This is a genomic window from Ensifer sp. 4252 (genome assembly GCF_050434565.1).
GTDB lineage: Bacteria > Pseudomonadota > Alphaproteobacteria > Rhizobiales > Rhizobiaceae > Ensifer.
The window spans coordinates 58,752-78,473 of the sequence record NZ_JBNDIU010000004.1; the positions used below are offsets into that span (position 1 = coordinate 58,752).

Consider the following 19,722-nt stretch of genomic DNA (forward strand, 5'->3'; position numbering starts at 1 on the left):
TGTGATGGCTGGAGAAACGGATCTGACGACGTTGCTGGCGACGATGGCGCCGGTACTGTTCCCGCAGACCTATGTCTATTGCACTGTGCCCCATGACGAGGTGCGGCGCTACAGGCCGCTGGAGCCGCTTGCCACCTATCGTGAGGACGAAGGGCTGACGCTGATCCTGGAGCGGCACGCTGCGGATGCGGCCGACCTTGCCTACGGCCCGCTCCTTCGCCGCATTACGCTCAACGTGCATTCGGCGCTCGAAGCGGTCGGGCTGACGGCGGCGGTGGCAACGGCACTGACACGAGAGGGCATCAGCGCCAATGTCGTGGCAGCCTACTATCACGACCACATCTTCGTGCCGGAGGCGGACGCGGAACGTGCACTCGAGGCGTTGCGGGCATTGAGTCCCGCCTGATAAAATCCCGCTTGCGTATGCCCTGACAGGCGGCCACTTCACACTTTCCCCGGAAATTCTCCGGCTATGACGGTCACATGAAGCGAACGTCTGACGGCGGGTTTTCATAGTCGTCGTCACGACCGTTCTCGTAGATGATCGGTGCCGTGCCCAGCTCGTCGTCGCTGACGCCGTCCAGGCAGGCGACATTGACGGCGTAGAAATGGCCGAGGAAATCCTCGAGATAGCCGCGCGAAAACGGCCGGATACCGCAACGGCTGCAGAAGTAATGATCGACGTCGCCCTCCCGCCAGTTCGACGGTTCCGCCCGGTAGCTCGTCAGCGCTTCCTTGCCCTTGGTGATGGCGAACTCGTCGCGAAGCGCGAAGGATTTCTGCATGCGCGTCTCGGCACAGAAGCTGCAATTGCAGCGGCGGATGCCTTCGGCTAGATCGAGCTGGCATTCGAAGGCAACGGTGCCGCAGTGGCAGCTGCCGCGATAAAGCTTCTTCATTGGACGGGCTCCTGTTTTTTGGACAGGCGTCACCTGTCCCCGGTCTTTCGACCAGAGAGATGACGCTGCCGAGGTGAACGTTGATGCATATTCTGAACGGCGTCCGTTGCGTGGACGCCAGTCATTATCCGGCTTTGACGGAGGCTTCCGCCTCGTCGGCGATAACAGGATCGTTGTCGGCGCCGTCGCCGGTGGCCTTGCGCAAGAGCAGGAAGGCGAGCAGTGCCGTCAGCAGCGACAGCGCCACGCAGATCGATGCGGTGAAGGCAAACGAATTGGTGAACACGTCGCGGGCGGCAAACAGCAGCCGTTCCGACTGCTCGCCCGGAAGCTGCTCGGCGATGGCAACGGCGCCGCCAAGCGTCTGGCGTGCGGCCTCCACGGTCTCTGTGGGAAGGCCGGTGACGATCACGTCGTCCATGCGGCTGCGATAGGCTGATGTCAGCATGCTGCCGAGCACGGCGATCCCGAGCGCGCCGCCGAATTCGAAGCTCGTCTCCGAGATCGCCGATGCCGCCCCGGCGCGCTCCGGCGGAGCGGAGCCGACGATCAGGTCCGTCGTCAGCGTGCCCACGGGTGCGAAGCCGAGGCAGAGCACGACAAGGCCGATGGTGACGAGCAACGGGCTGCTTGTCGTTTCGACCTGGGTGCAGATGGCAAAGCCGATGGCGGTCAGCACAAAGCCGGCAGCAATCAGGTTCGAGGCGGCATAGCGGGCGGCAAGCGACGGCACGAGGATCGAGCCCAGCACCATGGCCACACCCGTCGGCACAGACCAGAGACCGGCAACGAAGGGCGACAGGCCGAGCACGAGCTGCAGATACTGCGCCACGAACAGGAAAGCGCCGAAGCCGACGAACAGCCCGAGGATATTGACGCCGAGGGCGGCGCTGAAGGCCGGTGTCCTGAACAGGGCAAGATCGATCAGCGGATCGGCAAGCCGGCTCTGGCGCCGGGCAAACAGCATGGCGACGGTCAGCCCGAGCAGGATGAAGAACACGGCGGTGACGTCGAGACCGTCTTCGGCGATGCGCTTCATGCCATAGATCACCGACAGCACTGCGACAAGCGACTGCCCGGCGCTGACGAAATCGAGCCGGCCCGCATTGGGGTCGCGGAATTCCGGCAGAAGCATGGGGGCGAGGATCAGAAGCAGGATCATCACGGGGACCGCGAGCAGGAAGACCGAACCCCACCAGAACTGCGACAGCATCAGCCCGCCAACGACAGGGCCGATGGCGCCGCCGGCGGAGAAGCTGGCGATCCAGATGCCGATGGCGAGCGTGCGCTGCTTGTCGTCGAGGAACATGTTGCGGATCAGCGACAGCGTCGAAGGCGCCAAGGTGGCAGCGGCGACGCCAAGAATGGCGCGGGCCAGGATCAGCGTCTCAGCGCTCCAGGCGAAGGCGGCCAGCACCGAGGCGATGCCGAAGGCGATTGAGCCGATCATCAGCAGCCGGCGCCGGCCGATGCGGTCGCCGAGCGTGCCCATGGTGATCAGCGAACCCGCCACCATGAAGCCGTAGATGTCGACGATCCAAAGCAGCTGCGAGGCTGATGGTTTCAGCTGCTCGGTCAGTTGCGGCACCGCCAGGTTCAGGACTGTCAGGTCCATGGAATAGAGCATGCAGGGCAGGGCGAGGACGGCCAGGCCGATCCAGTCCCGCCGCGTCGCCTTCGGGCCCGGTGCGTTGCCCGCGGTGGTGATTGTCTCAGACATAGGAAAGATACTCCTGCAGTCTTTCGAGGCACTCGCCCCAGCCTTCCTGGTGCGAGTCGCGCTCGTCGACGCTGTCGAAGGGGGTCTGGTGGAAGGTCAGGCGCGTCTTGCCGCCGACATCGGCGAAGGAAACTGTGATCAGCGTATCGGCACCCGGTTTACCTTCCTCGTCCCAGGCGAAGGTGAAGATGAGTTTCTCCGGCTCGATCACCTCGCGATAAACGCCGCCCATCCAGTAGTCGCGCCCTTCCGGCGAACGGATGCAACCGCGCCAGGCGCCGCCGGGGCGGAAATCCATCGTCAGGGAGTGTGCGGTGAAGTCGCGCGGCCCCCACCAGCGCAATTTGTGCTCGGGCGTCGACCATACCCTGAACACCAGGCTGCGCGGCGCGTCGAAGATCCTGGTGATCTCGAGGCTCAGATTACGGTCGCGCGATGCGTTTTCACTGGTCAATGCCATGACGACTCCTCCCACGGCCAACGCCGTCGGAAGGCGCGGCCGTTCTTTAACTCGAAAGTTATTTAACTTGTCGGTTAATAACCGGGTGTGCAGGGAATTGTCAAGGCGGCAGAGGCACCCGATCTGATTTTTGTCAGTTTTGCGACTGTTGGCAGCGAGCCTGGAGGCGAGCGAGCACGCGGACGAATGCCTCGGGATCATCGAGGCTGCGGGCAAGGATGAGGGCGCCCTGGATGCCGCCGATCACTTCTTCGGCCAGTGCTTGTCGGTCGTTTTCAGCGATGCCCTGGCGGCCGAGCGTCTCGGCAAGCGCGGCCCGCCAGTCGGCGAAATAGCGATTGAGTTCGACCGAGAAGCGATCATGGGCGCCGCTGGCGGCAATGACGCCCATCAGGCACAAGCGGCGTCCCTGGCGAAAGTAGTTGTCGACAGAAGCAAACATGTCGTCGACGGCCGCCGCCGGCGTTTCGCTGTCGCGCAGCCGTTCGAAGATGTTGGTCTGGAACCATGAGGCGATGTCGCCAAGCACCGCCTCGGCCATCTCCTCTTTCCCGCCGGGAAAGAAGTGATAGAGGCTGCCCTTGCCGAGCCCGGTCTTCTCGGTGATCAGGCTGAGGCTCGCGCCGTCATAGCCGTGTTCGCGGAAGACCTCCGCAAGCGTGGCGATGACGTCCTGGCGTTCGGCGACGACGCGGCTCATGCGGGTTTCCTCGTGAGCGGGTATTCGACCTTGCCAAAGCGGTGGAACAGCGTTCCGACCGCAACCAGCACCAGCGAGCCGGTGAGCACGGGGAAGAGTAGAAATTCGAAGCCGGGATCGCTCGCAAAGACGACGAGCGGGTTGGCGCCTGCTGGCGGATGGGTGATGCGCAGCGCCGCCATCAGCGCGATCGCAGCACCGACAGCGAGCCCGATTGCCCACCACTCGTTGGGGAAGATCGCGCGCATGATGAGGCCGACCAGCGTCGCGATGAAATGGCCGCCGACGACATTGGCCGGCTGGGAGAGCGGACTGCCCGCGACCGAGAAGATCAGCACGCAACTGGCGCCGAACGGTGCCATCAGCAGCGGTTCGCCGACGATTTTGGTGAGTGCACCGACGGCGGCAATGGCCACGAGGCCGCCGATGCCGGCAAGCAGGCCACGGCCGATATGGATGGGAGGTTGGTGTCGAAGGAAGAAATGGCGCATGACTGTACCGATCAGTAAATTGTTTACCGATTGGTACAGTCATGCGCCGTTACAGTCAAGACGCACTTACATCAGGTCGCGTGCGACCCGCTTGGAAAAGCTCTTTTCGAAGATCGGAACCTCGTTTTCATAGGCGATGATCTCGGCCTCTGTGATCCATTCGCTGTCGGTGCAGGAAAGCGTCGACGTCGAGACTGTGCGCACCGACCAGCCCTCACGCCGGGCAATGCAGGTCCAGGTCGAAGTGCCGATCATCGAATGCGGATCGTCGGGGGCAATGGACCATGTCTCGTCGCGAATGTCCTGCGTCGCGAGCCCGGTATCGGGATGCTCGCTCAAGCCCCCATCCTCGTAGATGCGATAGTGGGTGACGCCGTTGGTCATGTCGCGTTCGACGGTGCGGCTGGTGCTGCCCGCCGTCCGCTCGATGTATTTCGGCAGCGGATCGGGATTTGCCGGCTCCGGCACGACAACCTCGCTGTGCTGGCCAAGCAGGGGAAGCGAAAGCGTCAGGCTCGAAGTGTCGATCGTCAGGCCCGGATCGCTTGGCGGCGGCAGGATCATCGGCCAGTAGGCGGTCGACAGCGACAGCCGGATGCGGTGACCGGCGCGCACGCGATAGCCGCAGGCGTCGAGCACCAGGGTGATCCGCGTGCGGCGGCCCTTCTCCATCGCCCGCGGTTCGGCATTGTCGTCGCGATGCGCCAGGTTGAGCACGCCGAAGGCGATGCGCGTGGCGGTACCATCCGGGTGCACGTCGACGATGCGGGCGGCAAGATTGGCCGTGTCGGCGGCGCAGGTGACGTCGACAGTGAGTGTTGGCTGGCCGAGATAGTCTTCAGCCTCCAGCAGCGGCCGGGTTTCGAAGGTCAGCGCGCCGGCATCGTCGATGCGCTGGTCGCCGGCCATCTCGGCGTCGGGTTTCAGGGTAAAGTATTCGCCGGAAGCGGTGCCGGTATCGAGCGGCGATTTCAGATAGACGTCGCCGATGCCCTTGGCTTTTGTGTCCAGAGCAAGCCTGCCGTCGAGCGCGACGCCAAGAACCTGCATCTCCGGCGTCTGCCAGACATCCTTGGCGACCCAGCGGCCGGGGTCACTGTCGCGCCGGACGGCCGGGCGCGGGCCATCGAGGATATAGGCGCGCACCTGCGGCCCGCCTTCGGCGCCGTTCTTCTCGTCGCGCAGCCAGCGGTTCCACCAGCGGATCGCTTCGCCATGGAAATCGGCGCGGGGCTTCGGCCAGGCGAAATGCGGATATTTGTGTACCCAGGGGCCGATCAGCGCCTTGGCCAATCCGCCGAGGCCCTCGACGGCCTTCAGCGGCGTGTTGCGATAACCGTCGGCCCAGCCGGCGATGACGAGCGCCGGAACGTCGAAACTGGCGAAATCATCGCAGATCGAGCCGTGCTGCCAGAAGGTGTCACGGCGCTGGTGTTCGAGCCATTCCTCCATGAAATAGGGCTCGTTCTCCAGGCGCTCCAGCCACATCTCCTTCCAGCGGTCGCCGACGATATCAGGGTCGGGCGAGCGCGATTGATAGGCAAGCATCGTCGCCGCCCAGGAGAGCTGGGCGGAGAGGTGGCAGCCGTTCTTGTAGTGGATGTCGTCGTTGTAGCGATCGACGGTCGAGGCGATGGAGATCACGGCTTTGAGCGCAGGCGGCTTCAGGGCCGCGACCTGCAGGCAGTTAAAGCCGCCCCAGGAGATGCCCATCATGCCGACCTTGCCATTCGACCACGGCTGGGCGGCGATCCATTCGATGATCTCGCAGCCGTCGGAAAGCTCGCGCGGCGTATACTCGCCGTCGATGACGCCGTCGCTTTCGCCCGAGCCGCGAATGTCGACGCGCACGCCGGCAATGCCGGCGGCGGCAAACACCGGATAGGTCGATTCATCGCGCAGGCTGGTGCCGCCGCGCTTGCGGTAAGGCAGGTATTCAAGCACGGCCGGCACCGGTTCGGCATCCGCGCCAACAGGCATCCAGATTCGGGCGGCAAGCCGGGTGCCGTCCGACAATCGGATCCACTCGTTCTCGATCAGGGTGAAGTCACGGTCTGACATATCGATTGTTCCGCTCACTCTCTTTGTTTTGGCACATTTCCTGACGCAAAACCGCTACACACTTTCGCTGGAATTGCTCTAGTTGTCGAACCAGACGCGGCTGGCAACATAGCCGTTCGAAAGGTCGTTGCCGATGTCGTGCACGAAGCCCTTCAGCGATGCCGAAGCAGCGTTCACGTAGTCGTTGAACACCGGCAGGATCAGCCCGCCTTCGTCGCGCACCGTCATCGCCATCGTGCGGTACATTTCCTTGCGCTTGGCGTCGTCAAGTTCCGCGCGGGCCTGAAGCAGCAGCTTGTCGAAGTCCTCGCGCTTGAAGCGGGTGTCGTTCCACTCGGCGCTGGAAAGGTAGGAGGTGGAATAGCGCGAATCCTGCGTCGGCCGGCCGCCCCAATAGGAAGCGCAGAACGGCTGGACGTTCCAGACGTTGGTCCAGTAGCCATCCTCCGGCTCGCGACGCACTTCGAGCTCGATGCCGGCCTTCTTGGCGCTTTCCTGGAACAGGACCGCCGCGTCGATGGCGCCGGGGAAGGCGGCATCCGAGGTGCGCAGCAGGATCGGTCGGTCGTGGCCCGATTTCTTGAAGTGGAAGGCGGCCTTGTCGGGGTCATAGGCCCGCTGCTCGATGCCCTCGGGCGCCAGCGCATAGTTCTCGTTGACGGGGTAGTCGTTGCCGAGCGTGCCGAAGCCGCCGACGACCCGGTCGAGGATCGCCTGGCGATCAACAGCGTATTTCAGCGCCAGCCTCAGGTCGCCATTGTCGAAGGGGGCTGTGTCGCAATGCATCAGGAAACTGTAGAAACCCTTGCCGGCGGTCCTCAAGATTTCGACGCGCGGCGCACGCTTCAGCAGCGGCACGGTCTTCGGGTCGATGTTGTTGATGAAATGCACCTGGCCGGAGGAGAGCGCGGCGATACGGGCGGTCGTGTCGTTCATCACGATGATTTCGACGCTGTCGACGAAGCCGCGATCCTGACGCCAGTCGTTGGTGTTCTTCTCGAAGGTCGAGCGCAGGCCGGCCTCATAGCTCGCAAGCTTGTAGGGGCCGGTGCCGATGGGAGAGGCCGGATTGTCGACGCCGCCGCGCGGCTGGATGATCAGGTGATAGTCGGTGAGCAGCAGCGGCAGATCGGCATTGCCTTCCGTCAGCGTCAGCACCAGCGCGCCGGCCTTTTCCTCGATGGTCTTGATCGAGCGCATCAGACCGAGCGCGCCCGACTTCGAGCCTTCGTCCGAGTGGCGCTTCAGCGTGGCGATGACGTCGGCGATGGTCATCTTGCTGCCGTCGTGGAAGCTGACGTCGTTGCGGATCTTGAAGGTCCATTGCGATGCGTCGGCCGAAGGCTCCCAGGATTCGGCGAGTGCCGGCAACGGCGCGCCGGTCTTGGGATCGGATTCGACCAGCGTGTCGCCCCATAGATGGCCGATGACGAAGGAGACCGAACCGCTATAGCCGGCGGGATCGAGCGTATCGGTGGTGGCGCCGCCCTTGAGACCCAGCTTCAGGTGACCGCCGCGCTTGGGCTCCTCGGCGCGCGCGTCGCCCGCCAGCATCGTACCGCCGAAGCCAGCGGCCAGACCGAGGGCCGCCGTGCCCGCGAGGAAGCCGCGGCGGTTGATGCCGGCCGGCACAATCAGGCCGTCGGGACGCTTAGTGAATTCGCTCATATGCAGGTTCCCTCTGAAGTGTTGTTTCAAGGGGAAACCTAACGCCTGCCACAGGTCGCACAATTTCGCGACTTGACGCTGTTTTGCGCGACTTTACGCTACTTGAATTCACTCTTCGGGAGAGTAGCTTGCACGACGCCGACCTTTTCGCCGCCAATCTTCGTTTCGCCTGCGCGACGCGGCGCTCGATCTCGCAGATTTGCCGCGAGATCGGCATCAATCGCCAGCAGTTCAACCGCTACATCAGCGGCGAGGCGCGGCCTTCGGCGCATAATGTCGCCCGCATCGCCGGCTTCTTTGGGCTGCAGGCGCAGGACTTTTCGCTGTCGTTGAAATTGTTCGAAGCCCGCATGGTCAGGCCGGATCGCGATCGCTCGCAAGCCGGGCTGCTGCTCGAGGGATTTCCCGGCGATCTCGTCGGGCTTCGCCGCCACATCGGCTATTACCAGACCTATCATCTTTCGCCGTCCTGGCCGGGCCGCGTCGTCTGCTCCTGCGCCCGCATTCATGAAGAGAGCGGCTCGATCCGGGTGAAATCGATCGAGCGCATCCGCGATGTTGCCAACGAGATCCAGCAGTTTTCTAAGTATGTCGGCCTCGTCACCTTCTGGCGCAATCGCATCTTCATTGCCGAGCGCAGCGTCGGGCGCCAGCCGATGCTGTCGCAGACGATCCTCATGCCGTTCGAAGTGCATCAGCGCGTCTATCTGCGCGGCACGACAATGGGCGTCTCCTGGCGCAAGGAAAACCTGCCCTATGCCTCGCGCATGATCTGGCGCACTCTCGGGCAGGAGCCGGACATCCGGCAGATGCTGTCGCGCTGCGGCGTGCTGGCCGTGGGATCGCGGCAATTGCCGACGACGGTCAGGGCCTTTCTCGAAACGCCTGACGCCGACGTGCTGACGGTGCCGACCGATTGTTGAGGTGGCGGCTTCGGCGTTGCCGCTCTAGATTGCGTTGCATTCCGTGTGTGCACCGAAGGAGGGGAAGCCGATGAAAGCTGCTGTTGTCGCCATGTCAGGACTTTTGCTCGCGGTCTCGGCCATGCCGTCCGGCGCCGAAGACGCGCGTCCGCCCATCCCTGCTTGCGCGCTTTCGGGCTCCACCAGCGTCATGATCGGCGGCCAGCCGGCGCTTCGGCTTTCCGACGTCGCCAATTGCCCGCCGGAACTTTACGAAGTCGTGCCGAGCATCATGATCGAGGGACAGCCGGTGGTGCATTTCCGTTCGGGCAGCGGTGCTACCGGAGACTGCACGGCCAAGGCGGAGTCATCGGTGACCTTCGAAGGCGAGGCGGCGCAGCGGCTGGGTGATGTGGCCTGCCAGCAGAAGTGAGCCCTTTTGGAGCTAATCGATCATCGCCAGCCGTGCGCCGTCGCGCATAGCGTCGAGAGCCCGCGGATTGGTGACCGGATATCCGCTGACGAAACGCTCGACCGATGACAAGGGAAACTCCGCCTTGAGCCGACGTGCGCTGTCGGCCGCCTGCATGGCTTCCCCGAGCCGGGCGTGAGCCATGGCCTTGAAGATCAGGGTGCTCGGCGATTCCTGAGAGCTTCTGTCGAGGGCGGAGAGGCATTCGCGGTCTCGGCCGACGACGTAGAGGATGCGGGCACGCATGCCGAAATACCAAGGTGGCCCCAGCGGGTTGAGGTAGAGCGCCCGGTCGATGAGCGAGACGGCCTCCTCGGGATCGCCTGTGATCAGCGCCTTGGCGCCGGCGAGAAGCGCCAGCGTATCGGCGTGGTTCCGGCCGTATTGGTAGGCGCGGGCATGCGCCTCGGCGGCACCCGGCATGTCGCCGCGGCAGGCCCGGAGATCGCCCAGGCAGGTGTAGGCCGCGGGATCGGTCGGATCGAGCCGCAGAGCCTGCTCCAATGCTGCGCCCCAATTGTCGAGGGCCGTATCGAGATCGCTGTCAAAGCCGCTGCACGCTTGAACGGCATAGGCATAGGCAAGCTCGCTCCAGGCTCTTGCGCGGGTGGGCTCAAGCTCCAGCGAGCGTTTGAATAACTTGATCGCCTCGACATTACCCTCCTGACTGAATCGGTTGTGCTGCTCGACGGCGAGCAGATAACAATCATAGGATTGCAGGTTTCCCGGCGCCTTGTGCCGGCTCGCCTTGCGGCCGAGGGTGGCGAGCGTGCCGTAACATCCGGCAAGAACGTTGATGACACTCTCGGTGAGGCTGTCCTGTAGCGTCAGGATATCCTCCATCGGCCGGTCGTAGCGCTCGCTCCAGAGCAATTGGCCCGAACGGGGTTCCAAAAGCTGGATCGTCAGGCGAACGCGGTGGTCGTCGGCGCGCAGTTGCCCCGTGATGGCATAGGTGGCGCCAATCGCCTGGACATGGTCGTTGAAACTTTCGGGACGGTTGCCGAGCAGCTTCATCGTGTGGAAGGCAATTACGGGCAGGTCGGCGTAGCGGGCGAGGTCGACGCAGATATCCGAGGAAAGGCCATCGGCGAAACGGTGCCAGCGCTCTTCTGCGTTGAGGCTCTCGATCGGGAAGACGGCGAGAACCGGCGGCGCCTGCTGGACGTCTGGAGCAGCGGCGACCGCGCGCCGGCGGAGCCGGTGACATGGCTTGCCAGCTCAATCTTGTTGCGCACTCCAAGCTTGCCATAGATCGTGGCGAGATGGGTGCGCACGGTCGAGGGCGCGATGAACAGCGCCTCGCCGATCTCGCGATAGGTGAGGCCGGCAGCAAAGCGCTCGGCCACCGCCCGTTCACGGTCGGACAATGCTTCAGGGGCGAACTCAGAACTTGGGATGCGGTTCATGCCTGCTCCCTGCCATTCGCGCTGGTCGGATTCAACCAAGGCTGGAGCAAAATACTACAAATGCAGGAGAGGAAACACAGCAGCTGCGCGATGTCGCAATAGAAGGACGGCCCTACAGTTCCAGCATCGCTTCAACGGCCCGGTTGGGGCCGGCAGATGAGGGAACGACGATGAGCAATCTCCTGACAGGCATGTCCGAATTCTACAACGCCGTCTGGCTCGATATCCGCCAGCCGGCGAAACACTCGGGCGACGGTGCCGGCCGCTATGATCCCTTCCGTCTGCTTGCCGTCTGGGAGGAGCGCATTCGCTTTCGCCAGCAGCTCGAGTTGATGGCCAAGAACAAGCCAGAATTGCTCGACGATGTCGGGCTGACGAGAGCACAGGTCGACAGGGAAACGCGCAAGTCCTTCTGGCAGCGCTAGGGTCTGGAGCCCGGCGAGTAATACGGCCGCCATGTGGCGGCCGTATTGTCGTCAGTTGCCGGCGCTTTCCATGCGTCGGGTGGCCAGCACCCGTTCCAGCCAGCCGATTTCCATTTCCGGGACGGACTTCAACAGCAGATCGGTATAATCGTCGAAGGGCGGCGAGAGCACCTTCGACTTCGGCCCGAACCGCACCAGCCGGCCGCGGTGCATCACCGCGACGCTGTCGGCAATCGCCCGGACGATGGCGATGTCGTGGGTGATAAAGACATAGGAAACAGCGGTTTCCTCCTGAAGCTTCAGAAGCAGATTCAGGATACCTTCGGCAACCAGCGGGTCGAGGGCCGAGGTCGGTTCGTCGCAGAGGATCAATTCCGGCTCTGCGGCCAGCGCCCGCGCAATGGCAACACGCTGCTTCTGGCCGCCGGAAAGCTCGGCCGGATAGCGATCGAGGAACCGTGTTCCCATCTCGATCTGGTCGAGCAGTTCCTTGACCCGCGCCGTCTTCTTGGCACCGTGCATGCCGAAGTAGAAGGACAGCGGCCTGCCGACGATGTCGCGCACCGTCTGGCGCGGGTTCATCGCCGTATCGGCCATCTGGTAGATCATCTGGATCCGGCGCAGCTCGTCGTTGCTGCGGCCCTTCAACGCCCGCGGCAGTTCCTTGCCTTCGAAGGTGATGCGTCCTTCGGTCGGCGGCAAGAGGCCGGTGATGACGCGCGCAAGCGTCGACTTGCCGGAGCCGCTTTCGCCGACGATCGCCAGCGTCTGGCCCTTGGGCAGATGCATGGAAACGTCGTGCAGCACCTTGAAGCCGTTGCCATAGCCGGCGCTGACATGCTCGATCTTCAGTTGCGTGCCGGTCTGATCCGGCGCCTCGTCGCGCTTGGTCTGGCGCACGCTGACGAGCGCCCGGGTATAGTCTTCCCTTGGTGCCTCGATCACCTGCTTGGTCGTGCCGTATTCCACCGTCTTGCCGTGGCGCAGCACCATGATGTCGTCGGAGATCTGGGCGACGACGGCAAGGTCATGGGTGATGTAAAGCGCTGCGGTATGCGTTTCCTCGATCGCGTGCTTGATCGCCGCAAGCACGTCGATCTGGGTGGTCACGTCGAGCGCCGTCGTCGGTTCGTCGAAGACGATCAGCTCCGGGTTGGGGCAGAGCGCCATCGCGGTCATTGCCCGCTGCAGCTGGCCACCGGAGACCTGATGAGGGTAACGATCGCCGAAGGTCTCCGGGTTCGGCAAGCCGAGCACCTGGAAGAGATAGAGCGCCCGCTTCTTTGCCTCGTCGCGGTTCATGATGCCGTGGCGAAGCGAAGCCTCGATCACCTGATCGCCGAGCCGGTGCGCCGGGTTGAAGGCGGCGGCCGCCGATTGCGCGACGTAGCAGACGCGGGCGCCGCGGATCGAGCGGATGCCGTTCTTGTCGAGCGTCAGGATGTCCCGGCCGTCGAGCAGCGCCTGGCCCCCGGTGATGCGCACGCCGCCGCGGCCATAGGCGAGCGCGGACAGGCCGATGGTCGATTTGCCGGCGCCGGATTCGCCGATCAGGCCCAGCACCTTGCCCTTCTCAAGCTCGAAGGACACGCCTTCGACGAGCGTCACGGTTTTCGGCGGTTCGCCCGGGGGATAGCTGGTCGCCTCGATCTTCAGGTTTTTGACGGAAAGAAGCGTGTTCCTTGCAGATGAAGACTCAGGCATCGCCACGCCCTCCCTTCAGGCTGGAGGTTCTCTTCATCAGCCAGTCGACCACGAGGTTGACGCAGATCGCCAGCGTCGCGATCGCGGCCCCCGGGATCAGGGCGGCCGATATGCCGAAGATGATGCCGTCCTTGTTGTCCTTGACCATGCCGCCCCAGTCGGCGGCCGGCGGCTGGATGCCGAGACCGAGGAAGGAGAGGGTGGAGAGAAACAGGATGGAAAAGGCAAAACGCAGGCCGAACTCGGCAAGCAACGGCGACAGCGTATTGGGCAGGATCTCGCGGAAGATGATCCACGTGCTGCCTTCGCCGCGCAACCGTGCGGCCTCGACGAACTCCATGACCGCGACGTCGAGCGCCACGGCACGGCCGATGCGGAAGACGCGGGTGGAATCGAGCACGGCCATGACCAGGATCAGGATCCACAGATGCTGCGGCAGAACCGCCAGCACGACGAGGGCGAAGATCAGCGTCGGGATCGCCATCATCAGATCGTTGAAGCGGGAGAAGAACTGGTCGACGAACCCGCCCATGACCGCAGCTGTGAACGAGAGGATCATGCCGAGCGAGAAGGAGATCACGGTTGCCGCCAGCGCCACGAAGATGGTGGTGCGGGCGCCATAGATCAGGCGCGAAAGCAGGTCGCGCCCGAGGTTGTCGGTGCCGAGCAGGAAATCGCCGCCGGCCGGAAGCCAGACGTCGCCGACGACGTCGCGTTCGCCGAACGGGGCGATGAAAGGCGCAAACAGCGCGCAGAAGATCGCGATCGCTATGCCGGCGATACCGATCCAGGCGCTGAAGGGGATGGATCTCAGGTTCATCGCGGGTGCCTCAGTCTCGGGTTGGCGAGAATGGCGATAACGTCGGCCGCCATGTTGAGGAAGATATAGAAGGCGGCAAAGATCAGGCCGCAGGCCTGAACGACCGGCATGTCGCGAACGGTCACGGCATCCACCATGTATTGCCCCATGCCCGGATAGACGAACACCACCTCGACGACGACGACGCCGACGACGAGATAGGCAAGGTTGAGGGCGATGACGTTGATGACGGGTGCCACGGCATTGGGAGCGGCGTGGCGGGCGATGATGCGGAACATGCCGAGGCCCTTGAGCTCGGCCGTCTCGACATAGGCCGACGACATGACATTGAGGATTGCGGCCCTGGTCATGCGCATCATGTGGGCAAGAACGACGAGCACGAGGGTTGCGACCGGAAGCGCGATCGCCGAAAGCCGTTCGGTGAAGCTCATGCTGTCATAGACGGTCGCCGGGAAGGTGGCGACGCCGAATTTGACGGCGAAGAACATGATCAGGAGGTAACCGACGAAGAACTCGGGAAGCGAGATGGCCGCAAGCGAGACGACGTTGATGATCTTGTCGGGCAGCCGGTTGCGGAACTGCACCGCCAGCATGCCGAGGCCGACGGCAAGCGGCACGGAGACGATCGCGGCGAAAAAGGCGAGGAACAGCGAATTGCCGAGGCGTTTGCCGATCTGTTCGCCGACCGAATTCTTGCTGGCCCAGGAGGTGCCGAAGTCGCCTTGCACGGCGCCGCCGAGCCAGGAGAGATAGCGTTCGCTCCAGGGCTTGTCGAGGCCGAGGTCCTTGCGGATGTTTTCGACCGCCTGCGGCGTTGCCGACTGGCCGAGATAGGTGGTGGCGAAGTCGCCGGGCAGCGCCTCGATGCCGCCGAAGATCATCAGCGACACGGCAAAGAGCAGCCCGACGCTCAGGCCGAGGCGCTGAAGGATCAGCGCCGCGAGGGGACGACGAAAGATAAAGCGCCGCCAGAAGGTGCCGCCGAGTTCGCCCTGGGCGTCGGCGGGGTTGGGTTTTGCTGGTACACCGGAAAGATCGGTAGACCGCGGATGTGCTCCATCCGCGGTCCCATCCGTCGGAACCGGACCAGTCATCGGTCCGCTTTCCATCATCAGGCGTCGAGCCAGACGCGGGTCGCGACGTAGCCGTTCGACATGTCGTTGCCGATGTCGTGCACGTAGCCCTTCACCTGCTTGGTGGAGGCGTTCACGAAGTCGTTGAACATCGGCAGGATCAGGCCGCCTTCGTCGCGCACCATCATCGCCATAGTGCGGTACATGTCCTTACGCTTCGCTTCGTCGAGTTCGGCGCGGGCTTCGAGCAGGATCTTGTCGAAATCCTCGCGCTGGAAGCGCGTGTCGTTCCAGTCGGCACCAGAATGGTAGGCGGTCGAGTACATCTGGTCCTGGGTCGGGCGGCCGCCCCAGTAGGAGGTCGAGAAGGGCTGGACGTTCCAGACGTTTGTCCAATAACCGTCGCCCGGTTCGCGCTTGACCTCGATTTCGATGCCGGCCTTCTTGGCGCTATCCTGGTAGAGCACAGCCGCGTCGACAGCGCCCGGGAAGGCGACGTCGGAGGTGCGCAGCAGCACCGAGCCGCTATGGCCCGACTTCTTGTAATGGAAGGCCGCCTTGTCGGGGTCATAGGCGCGCTGTTCGATGCCTTCGGGGAAGAGGGCATAGGTGTCGTTGATCGGGAAGTCGTTGCCGACCTTGCCGTAGCCGCCGAGGATGCGCTCCACCATGGTCTCGCGGTCCATCGCGTATTTCAGCGCCAGCCGCAGGTCGTTGTTGTCGAACGGCGCCGTGTTGCAATGCATGAGGAACACGTAGTGGCCGCGGCCGGAGGTGGTCAGGATCTCGACATTGGGCGCCCTCTTCAACAGGTTGACCGTCTTCGGATCGACACGGTTGATGTAGTGCACCTGGCCGGAGGAAAGTGCGGCGACGCGCGCCGTCGCATCGTTTATGGCGATGAGTTCGATGGTATCCACGTAGCCGCGGTCCGTGCGCCAGTCATCGGCATTTTTTTCGAAGGTGGCGCGCACGCCCGCTTCGAAGCTGGCCACCTTGTAGGGCCCGGTGCCGATCATGGCGTCGGGATTGTCCAGACCGCCGTTCGGCTGGATGATGAGGTGGTAGTCGGAAAGCAACAGCGGCAGGTCGGCATTGCCTTCCGTCAGCGTCAGCACGAGCTTGCCGCCGTCGGCCTTGATTTCCTTGATCGACTTCAGCACGCCGAGTGCGCCCGATTCCGACTTGTCATCGGTGTGGCGCTGCAGGGTCTTGATCACGTCGTCGACGGTCAGCTCCTTGCCGTCATGGAACTTGACGCCCTTGCGGATGGCGAAGGTCCAGGTCGACGCATCGGCCGACGGCTCCCAGGATTCGGCAAGCGCCGGCACCGGCGCACCTGTCGTCGGATGGCTTTCGACCAGCATGTCGCCCCAGTTGCGTCCGACGACCATCATGAATTGCGAGAGGGCCTTTGCTGGGTCCTTCGAGTCCGTGGCTGCCGCGCCTTCGAGGCCGAGCTTCAGATGGCCGCCGCGCTTCGGCTCCTGGGCCGCGGCGCTGGTGGCAAACAGCGTGCCTGCCGTCGATGCGAGGATGCCGGCTGCAGCCGCGCGTCCGAGAAATTCACGCCGGTTCATCTTGCCGAGCATGACCTGTCGTGTGAGATAATCCTTGTAATCGCTCATTCCCCTGTTCCCTTCTGTGTCGGCATTCGCCGTTCGTTGTGGTTGGTAGAGATTGCTGCGTACCGCCACCTTATGGGATGGCTTTCGGATCGGCCGTTTTGGCCCTTCTTGTCTTCGATTGCCTCGTTTTCTCCTTTCTCGGGCGGACGCTACGGGTTCAGATCGATAAGCCTAATCGCTTGAATGCACCTTGTAACGTCCTAAATTATAATTCATTTCCATAAGCTGCATTTATGGATACGCCTTCGGCGGCGCGCGGGAACCCCCGCGCGTTCCATGACGTCGTTGCGCCGGTTCACCGGCCCGTTGTCAGTCCTGCGCCGCCCGTGGCAGCGTCTGTCAGCGCCCCTTCCAGACCGGGTCGCGCTTCTCGGCAAACGCCTTTGCGCCTTCCAGCTGGTCCTCGCTCGAATAGAGAATGTCGACGGTCTTGAACTGCCGGCGGGTGATCTTGTTCATCGTGGTCTGGAAGGTCTCGCCTTCGGCTGAGCGCACCACTTCCTTGATGGCGGCATAAACGAGCGGCGGGCCGCTTTCGAGCAGGCGGGCCAGTTCCCAGGCGCGCGCCATCAGCCTGTCGGCAGGCAGGATCTCGTTGACGAAGCCCCAGCGGTTGGCCTCGACGACGTCGAGCCAGCGGCCGGTCAGAAGCATGTCCATGGCGATGTGGTAGGGGATGCGCTTCGGCAGCTTGATCGAGGCGGCGTCGGCAACGGTGCCCGAGCGGATTTCCGGCAGCGCGAAGGTCGCGTGCTCGGCCGCCAGGATCAGGTCGGTGGAGAGCGCGATCTCGAGACCGCCACCGCAGCAGATGCCGTTGACGGCGGCGATAACAGGCTTGTTGAGGTCGCGCAGCTCCTGCAGGCCGCCGAAGCCGCCGATACCGTAGTCGCCATCGACCGCGTCGCCGGCAGCGGCCGCCTTCAGGTCCCATCCGGGACAGAAGAATTTTTCGCCGGCGCCGGTGATGATGGCGACACGCAGCGTGTCGTCGTCGCGGAAGTCGCGGAAGATCTCGCCCATCACCCGGCTGGTCTTCAGGTCGATGGCGTTCGCCTTCGGCCGGTCGATCGTGACTTCGAGAATGCCGCCTTCGCGGCGAGTAAGGATCGGTCCGGTCATGGTGTCATTTCCTCCGGCGGATCAGGGCGTCGGCGGCGATGGCTCCATGGCCCTCCGGTAACACCATTAAAGGATTGATATCGAGTTCTTCGAGCTTTGAAGCGTTTGAAACGACATAGGATGCCGCAGCGGCGACAGCGTCGGCAAGGGCTGCGAAATCGCCCTTCGGTCCGCCACGATAGCCGTCGAGCAGCTTCCTGATCTTCAGGCCGTCGATCGCCGCGCGGATCAGTTCCGGCGTCGTCGGCAGCGTCAGGATTGCGGAATCATCCAGCAGTTCCACGAGGATGCCGCCGGCACCGATGGTCAGCACCGGGCCCGCCACCGGGTCGCGCATCGCGCCGATGATCAGTTCGGCGACGGGCTTTGCCACCATCTTCTCGACGAGATAGCCGGAGGCAACTGAAGCCATGGCTTCGGCCGCTGCAAGCACCTCGGCGCCGCTTGTCAGGCTCAGCTTGACGGCCCCGGCCTCTGTCTTGTGGGCAACACCCAGGCCCTTGAGGACGACGGGGAAGCCGAGGCTTTCGGCAGCACTGGCGGCCTCTTGCGGCGTCGATGCGGTTCTGCCCTGGGGGATCCGAAGACCGGAGGCCGAAAGCTCGGTCTTTGCTTCATGCTCGCTGAGCGTGATCGACCAGCCGCCACCGCCGGAAACGCCGCCGTTCAAGAGCTTCGGCGGCGCGGGCCTCGCCCATGCCGCGCCGATGCCGGCAGCGGTCTCGACGGCCGCTAGGGCCTCGTCGATGCCGAAGAAGGGGATGACGCCGGCAGCCATCAGAAAGAGTGCCATCTGTTCCGGCATGTTTTCGCCGAGGCTCGCGACGATACCGGCGCGCGCGCCGGTCGCTTTTGCCGCGTCGATCACCGCATCGCAGGTCGTCACCCAGTCGGCGGCGTCACAGCGGTCCTGCCGGGGAAAATCGAGCACGATCAGGTTGAGCGCATAACCGCCCTTCATCATGGCGCTGAAGGCGGTCGTCTGCTTCTCCCGGTTGCCCCAGACGAAGGTGTGGTAGTCGAGCGGGTTGGCGATCGTCACCATCTCGCCGAGGCTTTCCTTCAAGGGCCGTCGCTGTTCTTCCCGAAGCGCCCGGAAGTTGACGCGATAGCGGACGCCGGCATCGGCCATCAGCGAAGCTTCGCCGCCCGAGCAGCTCATCGAGGAGATCTCGTTGCTTTCCAGCGGGCCGGCGACATGAAGAAGCTTCAGTGTTTCGAGCAGCGCCGGCAGCGTATCGACGCGGCCGATGCCGAGACGGGCGAGCAGCGCCGAGGAGACGCGGTCGTTGCCGGCAAGCGAGGCCGTGTGCGAGACGGTGGCGAGCTGGGCCGCCTCCGACTTCCCGACCTTCAGCGTCACCACCGGCTTGCCCAGTTCGCGAGCGCGTGTCGCCAGCCGCTCGAGCGCGGCGATGCTATCGAAACCCTCGATATGCAGGCCGACGGCGGTGACGCGCGGGTCTTCGAGCACGGCGCAGGCGATGTCAGAAAGACCTGTTTGCGCCTGGTTGCCGGCGGTCATGAGATAGGCGAGCGGCAGCCCGCGCGTCTGCATCGAGATGTTGCAGGCGATGTTGGAGGATTGCGTCAGGACGGCGACGCCTTTTTCGACGCGCTGCATGCCGTGTTGATCTGGCCAGAGCAGGGCGCCGTCGAGCATGTTGATGAAGCCGTAGCAATTGGGACCGACGATCGGCATGTCGCCGGCAGCGGTGACCAGCGCCTCCTGCATGTCGTTGCCGTCATCGAGTTCGCTTGCCGCCTCGCGAAAACCGGAGGCGTAGCAGACGGCGCCGCCGGCACCGCGTGCCGAAAGCGCTGCAATGATGTCGATGGTCAGCTGCCGGTTGACGCCGACGAAGGAGGCGTCAGGTGCGGCGGGGAGGTCGGCGACGGAGCGATAGCACTTGCGGCCGAGGATCTCGTCTTCCCGCGGATGCACCGGCCAGATATCGCCGGCAAAGCCCATCTTGTCGCATTGTTCGATGACCCGTCGCGCTTCCTTACCGCCGAAGACGGCGATGGATTTCGGTCGGATCAGGCGATCGAGGGAGCGGGGTGCATGGGTCATCTGGTCAGACACCCCGTCATACCGAGGGTCGTTGGAGCGGTTGCCACCAACGCCCTCATTCCTGTGCCTGTCACAGGAATCCAGCCGGCTTGCG

The 19,722-nt window shown here is 63.8% G+C and carries 19 protein-coding genes; 4 read left to right on the forward strand and 15 right to left on the reverse strand.

Annotation, left to right across the window (positions count from 1 at the left end; genetic code table 11):
- The first annotated feature begins 4 nt into the window (after positions 1-4).
- On the forward strand, positions 5-406 hold the full coding sequence (locus ABIE33_RS11370) for an ACT domain-containing protein (protein ID WP_429124844.1): 402 nt from the start codon (positions 5-7) through the stop codon (positions 404-406).
- A 73-nt stretch (positions 407-479) separates the two neighbouring features.
- On the opposite strand, the gene ABIE33_RS11375 is transcribed toward ABIE33_RS11370, so the two are convergent.
- The 7 genes from ABIE33_RS11375 to ABIE33_RS11405 form a co-directional block, all read right to left on the reverse strand.
- Entirely contained in the window at positions 480-899 is a 420-nt protein-coding gene (locus ABIE33_RS11375; protein ID WP_429124846.1) for a GFA family protein, read from the reverse strand.
- Positions 900-1,023: 124 nt separating this feature from the next.
- Positions 1,024-2,619 carry an MFS transporter gene (locus ABIE33_RS11380; protein ID WP_429124848.1) on the reverse strand — a complete coding sequence of 532 codons (1,596 nt, stop codon included), beginning with the start codon at positions 2,617-2,619 and terminating at the stop codon, positions 1,024-1,026.
- Entirely contained in the window at positions 2,612-3,079 is a 468-nt protein-coding gene (locus ABIE33_RS11385; RefSeq protein ID WP_429124849.1) for an SRPBCC domain-containing protein, read from the reverse strand. Before ABIE33_RS11385 ends, ABIE33_RS11380 begins: the two co-directional genes overlap by 8 nt.
- 133 nt (positions 3,080-3,212) lie before the next feature.
- Positions 3,213-3,779 carry a TetR/AcrR family transcriptional regulator gene (locus tag ABIE33_RS11390; protein ID WP_429124851.1) on the reverse strand — a complete coding sequence of 189 codons (567 nt, stop codon included), beginning with the start codon at positions 3,777-3,779 and terminating at the stop codon, positions 3,213-3,215.
- The gene (locus ABIE33_RS11395; protein ID WP_429124853.1) at positions 3,776-4,270 is read right to left on the reverse strand and encodes an HPP family protein; all 495 of its coding nucleotides are present in this window, start codon (positions 4,268-4,270) and stop codon (positions 3,776-3,778) included. Before ABIE33_RS11395 ends, ABIE33_RS11390 begins: the two co-directional genes overlap by 4 nt.
- A gap of 66 nt (positions 4,271-4,336) precedes the next feature.
- Positions 4,337-6,331, reverse strand: a complete 1,995-nt coding sequence (locus tag ABIE33_RS11400) for a CocE/NonD family hydrolase (protein WP_429124855.1) — start codon at positions 6,329-6,331, stop codon at positions 4,337-4,339.
- A 78-nt stretch (positions 6,332-6,409) separates the two neighbouring features.
- On the reverse strand, positions 6,410-7,999 hold the full coding sequence (locus ABIE33_RS11405; protein WP_429124857.1) for an ABC transporter substrate-binding protein: 1,590 nt from the start codon (positions 7,997-7,999) through the stop codon (positions 6,410-6,412).
- Between the two features lie 128 nt (positions 8,000-8,127).
- Between ABIE33_RS11405 and ABIE33_RS11410 the strand changes: the two genes are divergently transcribed.
- Positions 8,128-8,922, forward strand: a complete 795-nt coding sequence (locus ABIE33_RS11410; RefSeq protein WP_429124859.1) for a helix-turn-helix domain-containing protein — start codon at positions 8,128-8,130, stop codon at positions 8,920-8,922.
- Between the two features lie 70 nt (positions 8,923-8,992).
- Positions 8,993-9,334: a hypothetical protein gene (locus ABIE33_RS11415; protein WP_429124861.1), complete on the forward strand. Its 342-nt coding sequence runs from the start codon at positions 8,993-8,995 to the stop codon at positions 9,332-9,334.
- A 12-nt stretch (positions 9,335-9,346) separates the two neighbouring features.
- Here ABIE33_RS11415 and ABIE33_RS11420 read toward each other — a convergent pair whose 3' ends face one another.
- Positions 9,347-10,390 carry a LuxR C-terminal-related transcriptional regulator gene (locus ABIE33_RS11420; RefSeq protein WP_429124863.1) on the reverse strand — a complete coding sequence of 348 codons (1,044 nt, stop codon included), beginning with the start codon at positions 10,388-10,390 and terminating at the stop codon, positions 9,347-9,349.
- Positions 10,391-10,404: 14 nt separating this feature from the next.
- Complete coding sequence (locus ABIE33_RS11425; protein ID WP_429124865.1) at positions 10,405-10,782, reverse strand: response regulator transcription factor; 378 nt, start codon at positions 10,780-10,782, stop codon at positions 10,405-10,407.
- A gap of 170 nt (positions 10,783-10,952) precedes the next feature.
- Between ABIE33_RS11425 and ABIE33_RS11430 the strand changes: the two genes are divergently transcribed.
- Positions 10,953-11,207 (forward strand): DUF1127 domain-containing protein, encoded by a 255-nt coding sequence (locus ABIE33_RS11430; protein ID WP_429124867.1) that lies wholly within the window; start codon positions 10,953-10,955, stop codon positions 11,205-11,207.
- Positions 11,208-11,258: 51 nt separating this feature from the next.
- Here ABIE33_RS11430 and ABIE33_RS11435 read toward each other — a convergent pair whose 3' ends face one another.
- From ABIE33_RS11435 to ABIE33_RS11460, 6 genes are all read right to left on the reverse strand, one after another.
- The gene (locus ABIE33_RS11435) at positions 11,259-12,911 is read right to left on the reverse strand and encodes an ABC transporter ATP-binding protein (protein WP_429124869.1); all 1,653 of its coding nucleotides are present in this window, start codon (positions 12,909-12,911) and stop codon (positions 11,259-11,261) included.
- The gene (locus ABIE33_RS11440; RefSeq protein WP_429124871.1) at positions 12,904-13,731 is read right to left on the reverse strand and encodes an ABC transporter permease; all 828 of its coding nucleotides are present in this window, start codon (positions 13,729-13,731) and stop codon (positions 12,904-12,906) included. Before ABIE33_RS11440 ends, ABIE33_RS11435 begins: the two co-directional genes overlap by 8 nt.
- Entirely contained in the window at positions 13,728-14,843 is a 1,116-nt protein-coding gene (locus ABIE33_RS11445) for an ABC transporter permease (protein ID WP_429124873.1), read from the reverse strand. The genes ABIE33_RS11440 and ABIE33_RS11445 overlap by 4 nt, the downstream gene beginning before the upstream one ends.
- Entirely contained in the window at positions 14,843-16,432 is a 1,590-nt protein-coding gene (locus ABIE33_RS11450; protein WP_429124875.1) for an ABC transporter substrate-binding protein, read from the reverse strand. Before ABIE33_RS11450 ends, ABIE33_RS11445 begins: the two co-directional genes overlap by 1 nt.
- Before the next feature lie 339 nt (positions 16,433-16,771).
- Positions 16,772-17,554 carry a carnitinyl-CoA dehydratase gene (locus ABIE33_RS11455; protein WP_429124876.1) on the reverse strand — a complete coding sequence of 261 codons (783 nt, stop codon included), beginning with the start codon at positions 17,552-17,554 and terminating at the stop codon, positions 16,772-16,774.
- A gap of 4 nt (positions 17,555-17,558) precedes the next feature.
- Positions 17,559-19,628 carry an acetate--CoA ligase family protein gene (locus tag ABIE33_RS11460; RefSeq protein ID WP_429124878.1) on the reverse strand — a complete coding sequence of 690 codons (2,070 nt, stop codon included), beginning with the start codon at positions 19,626-19,628 and terminating at the stop codon, positions 17,559-17,561.
- Positions 19,629-19,722: the final 94 nt, after the last annotated feature.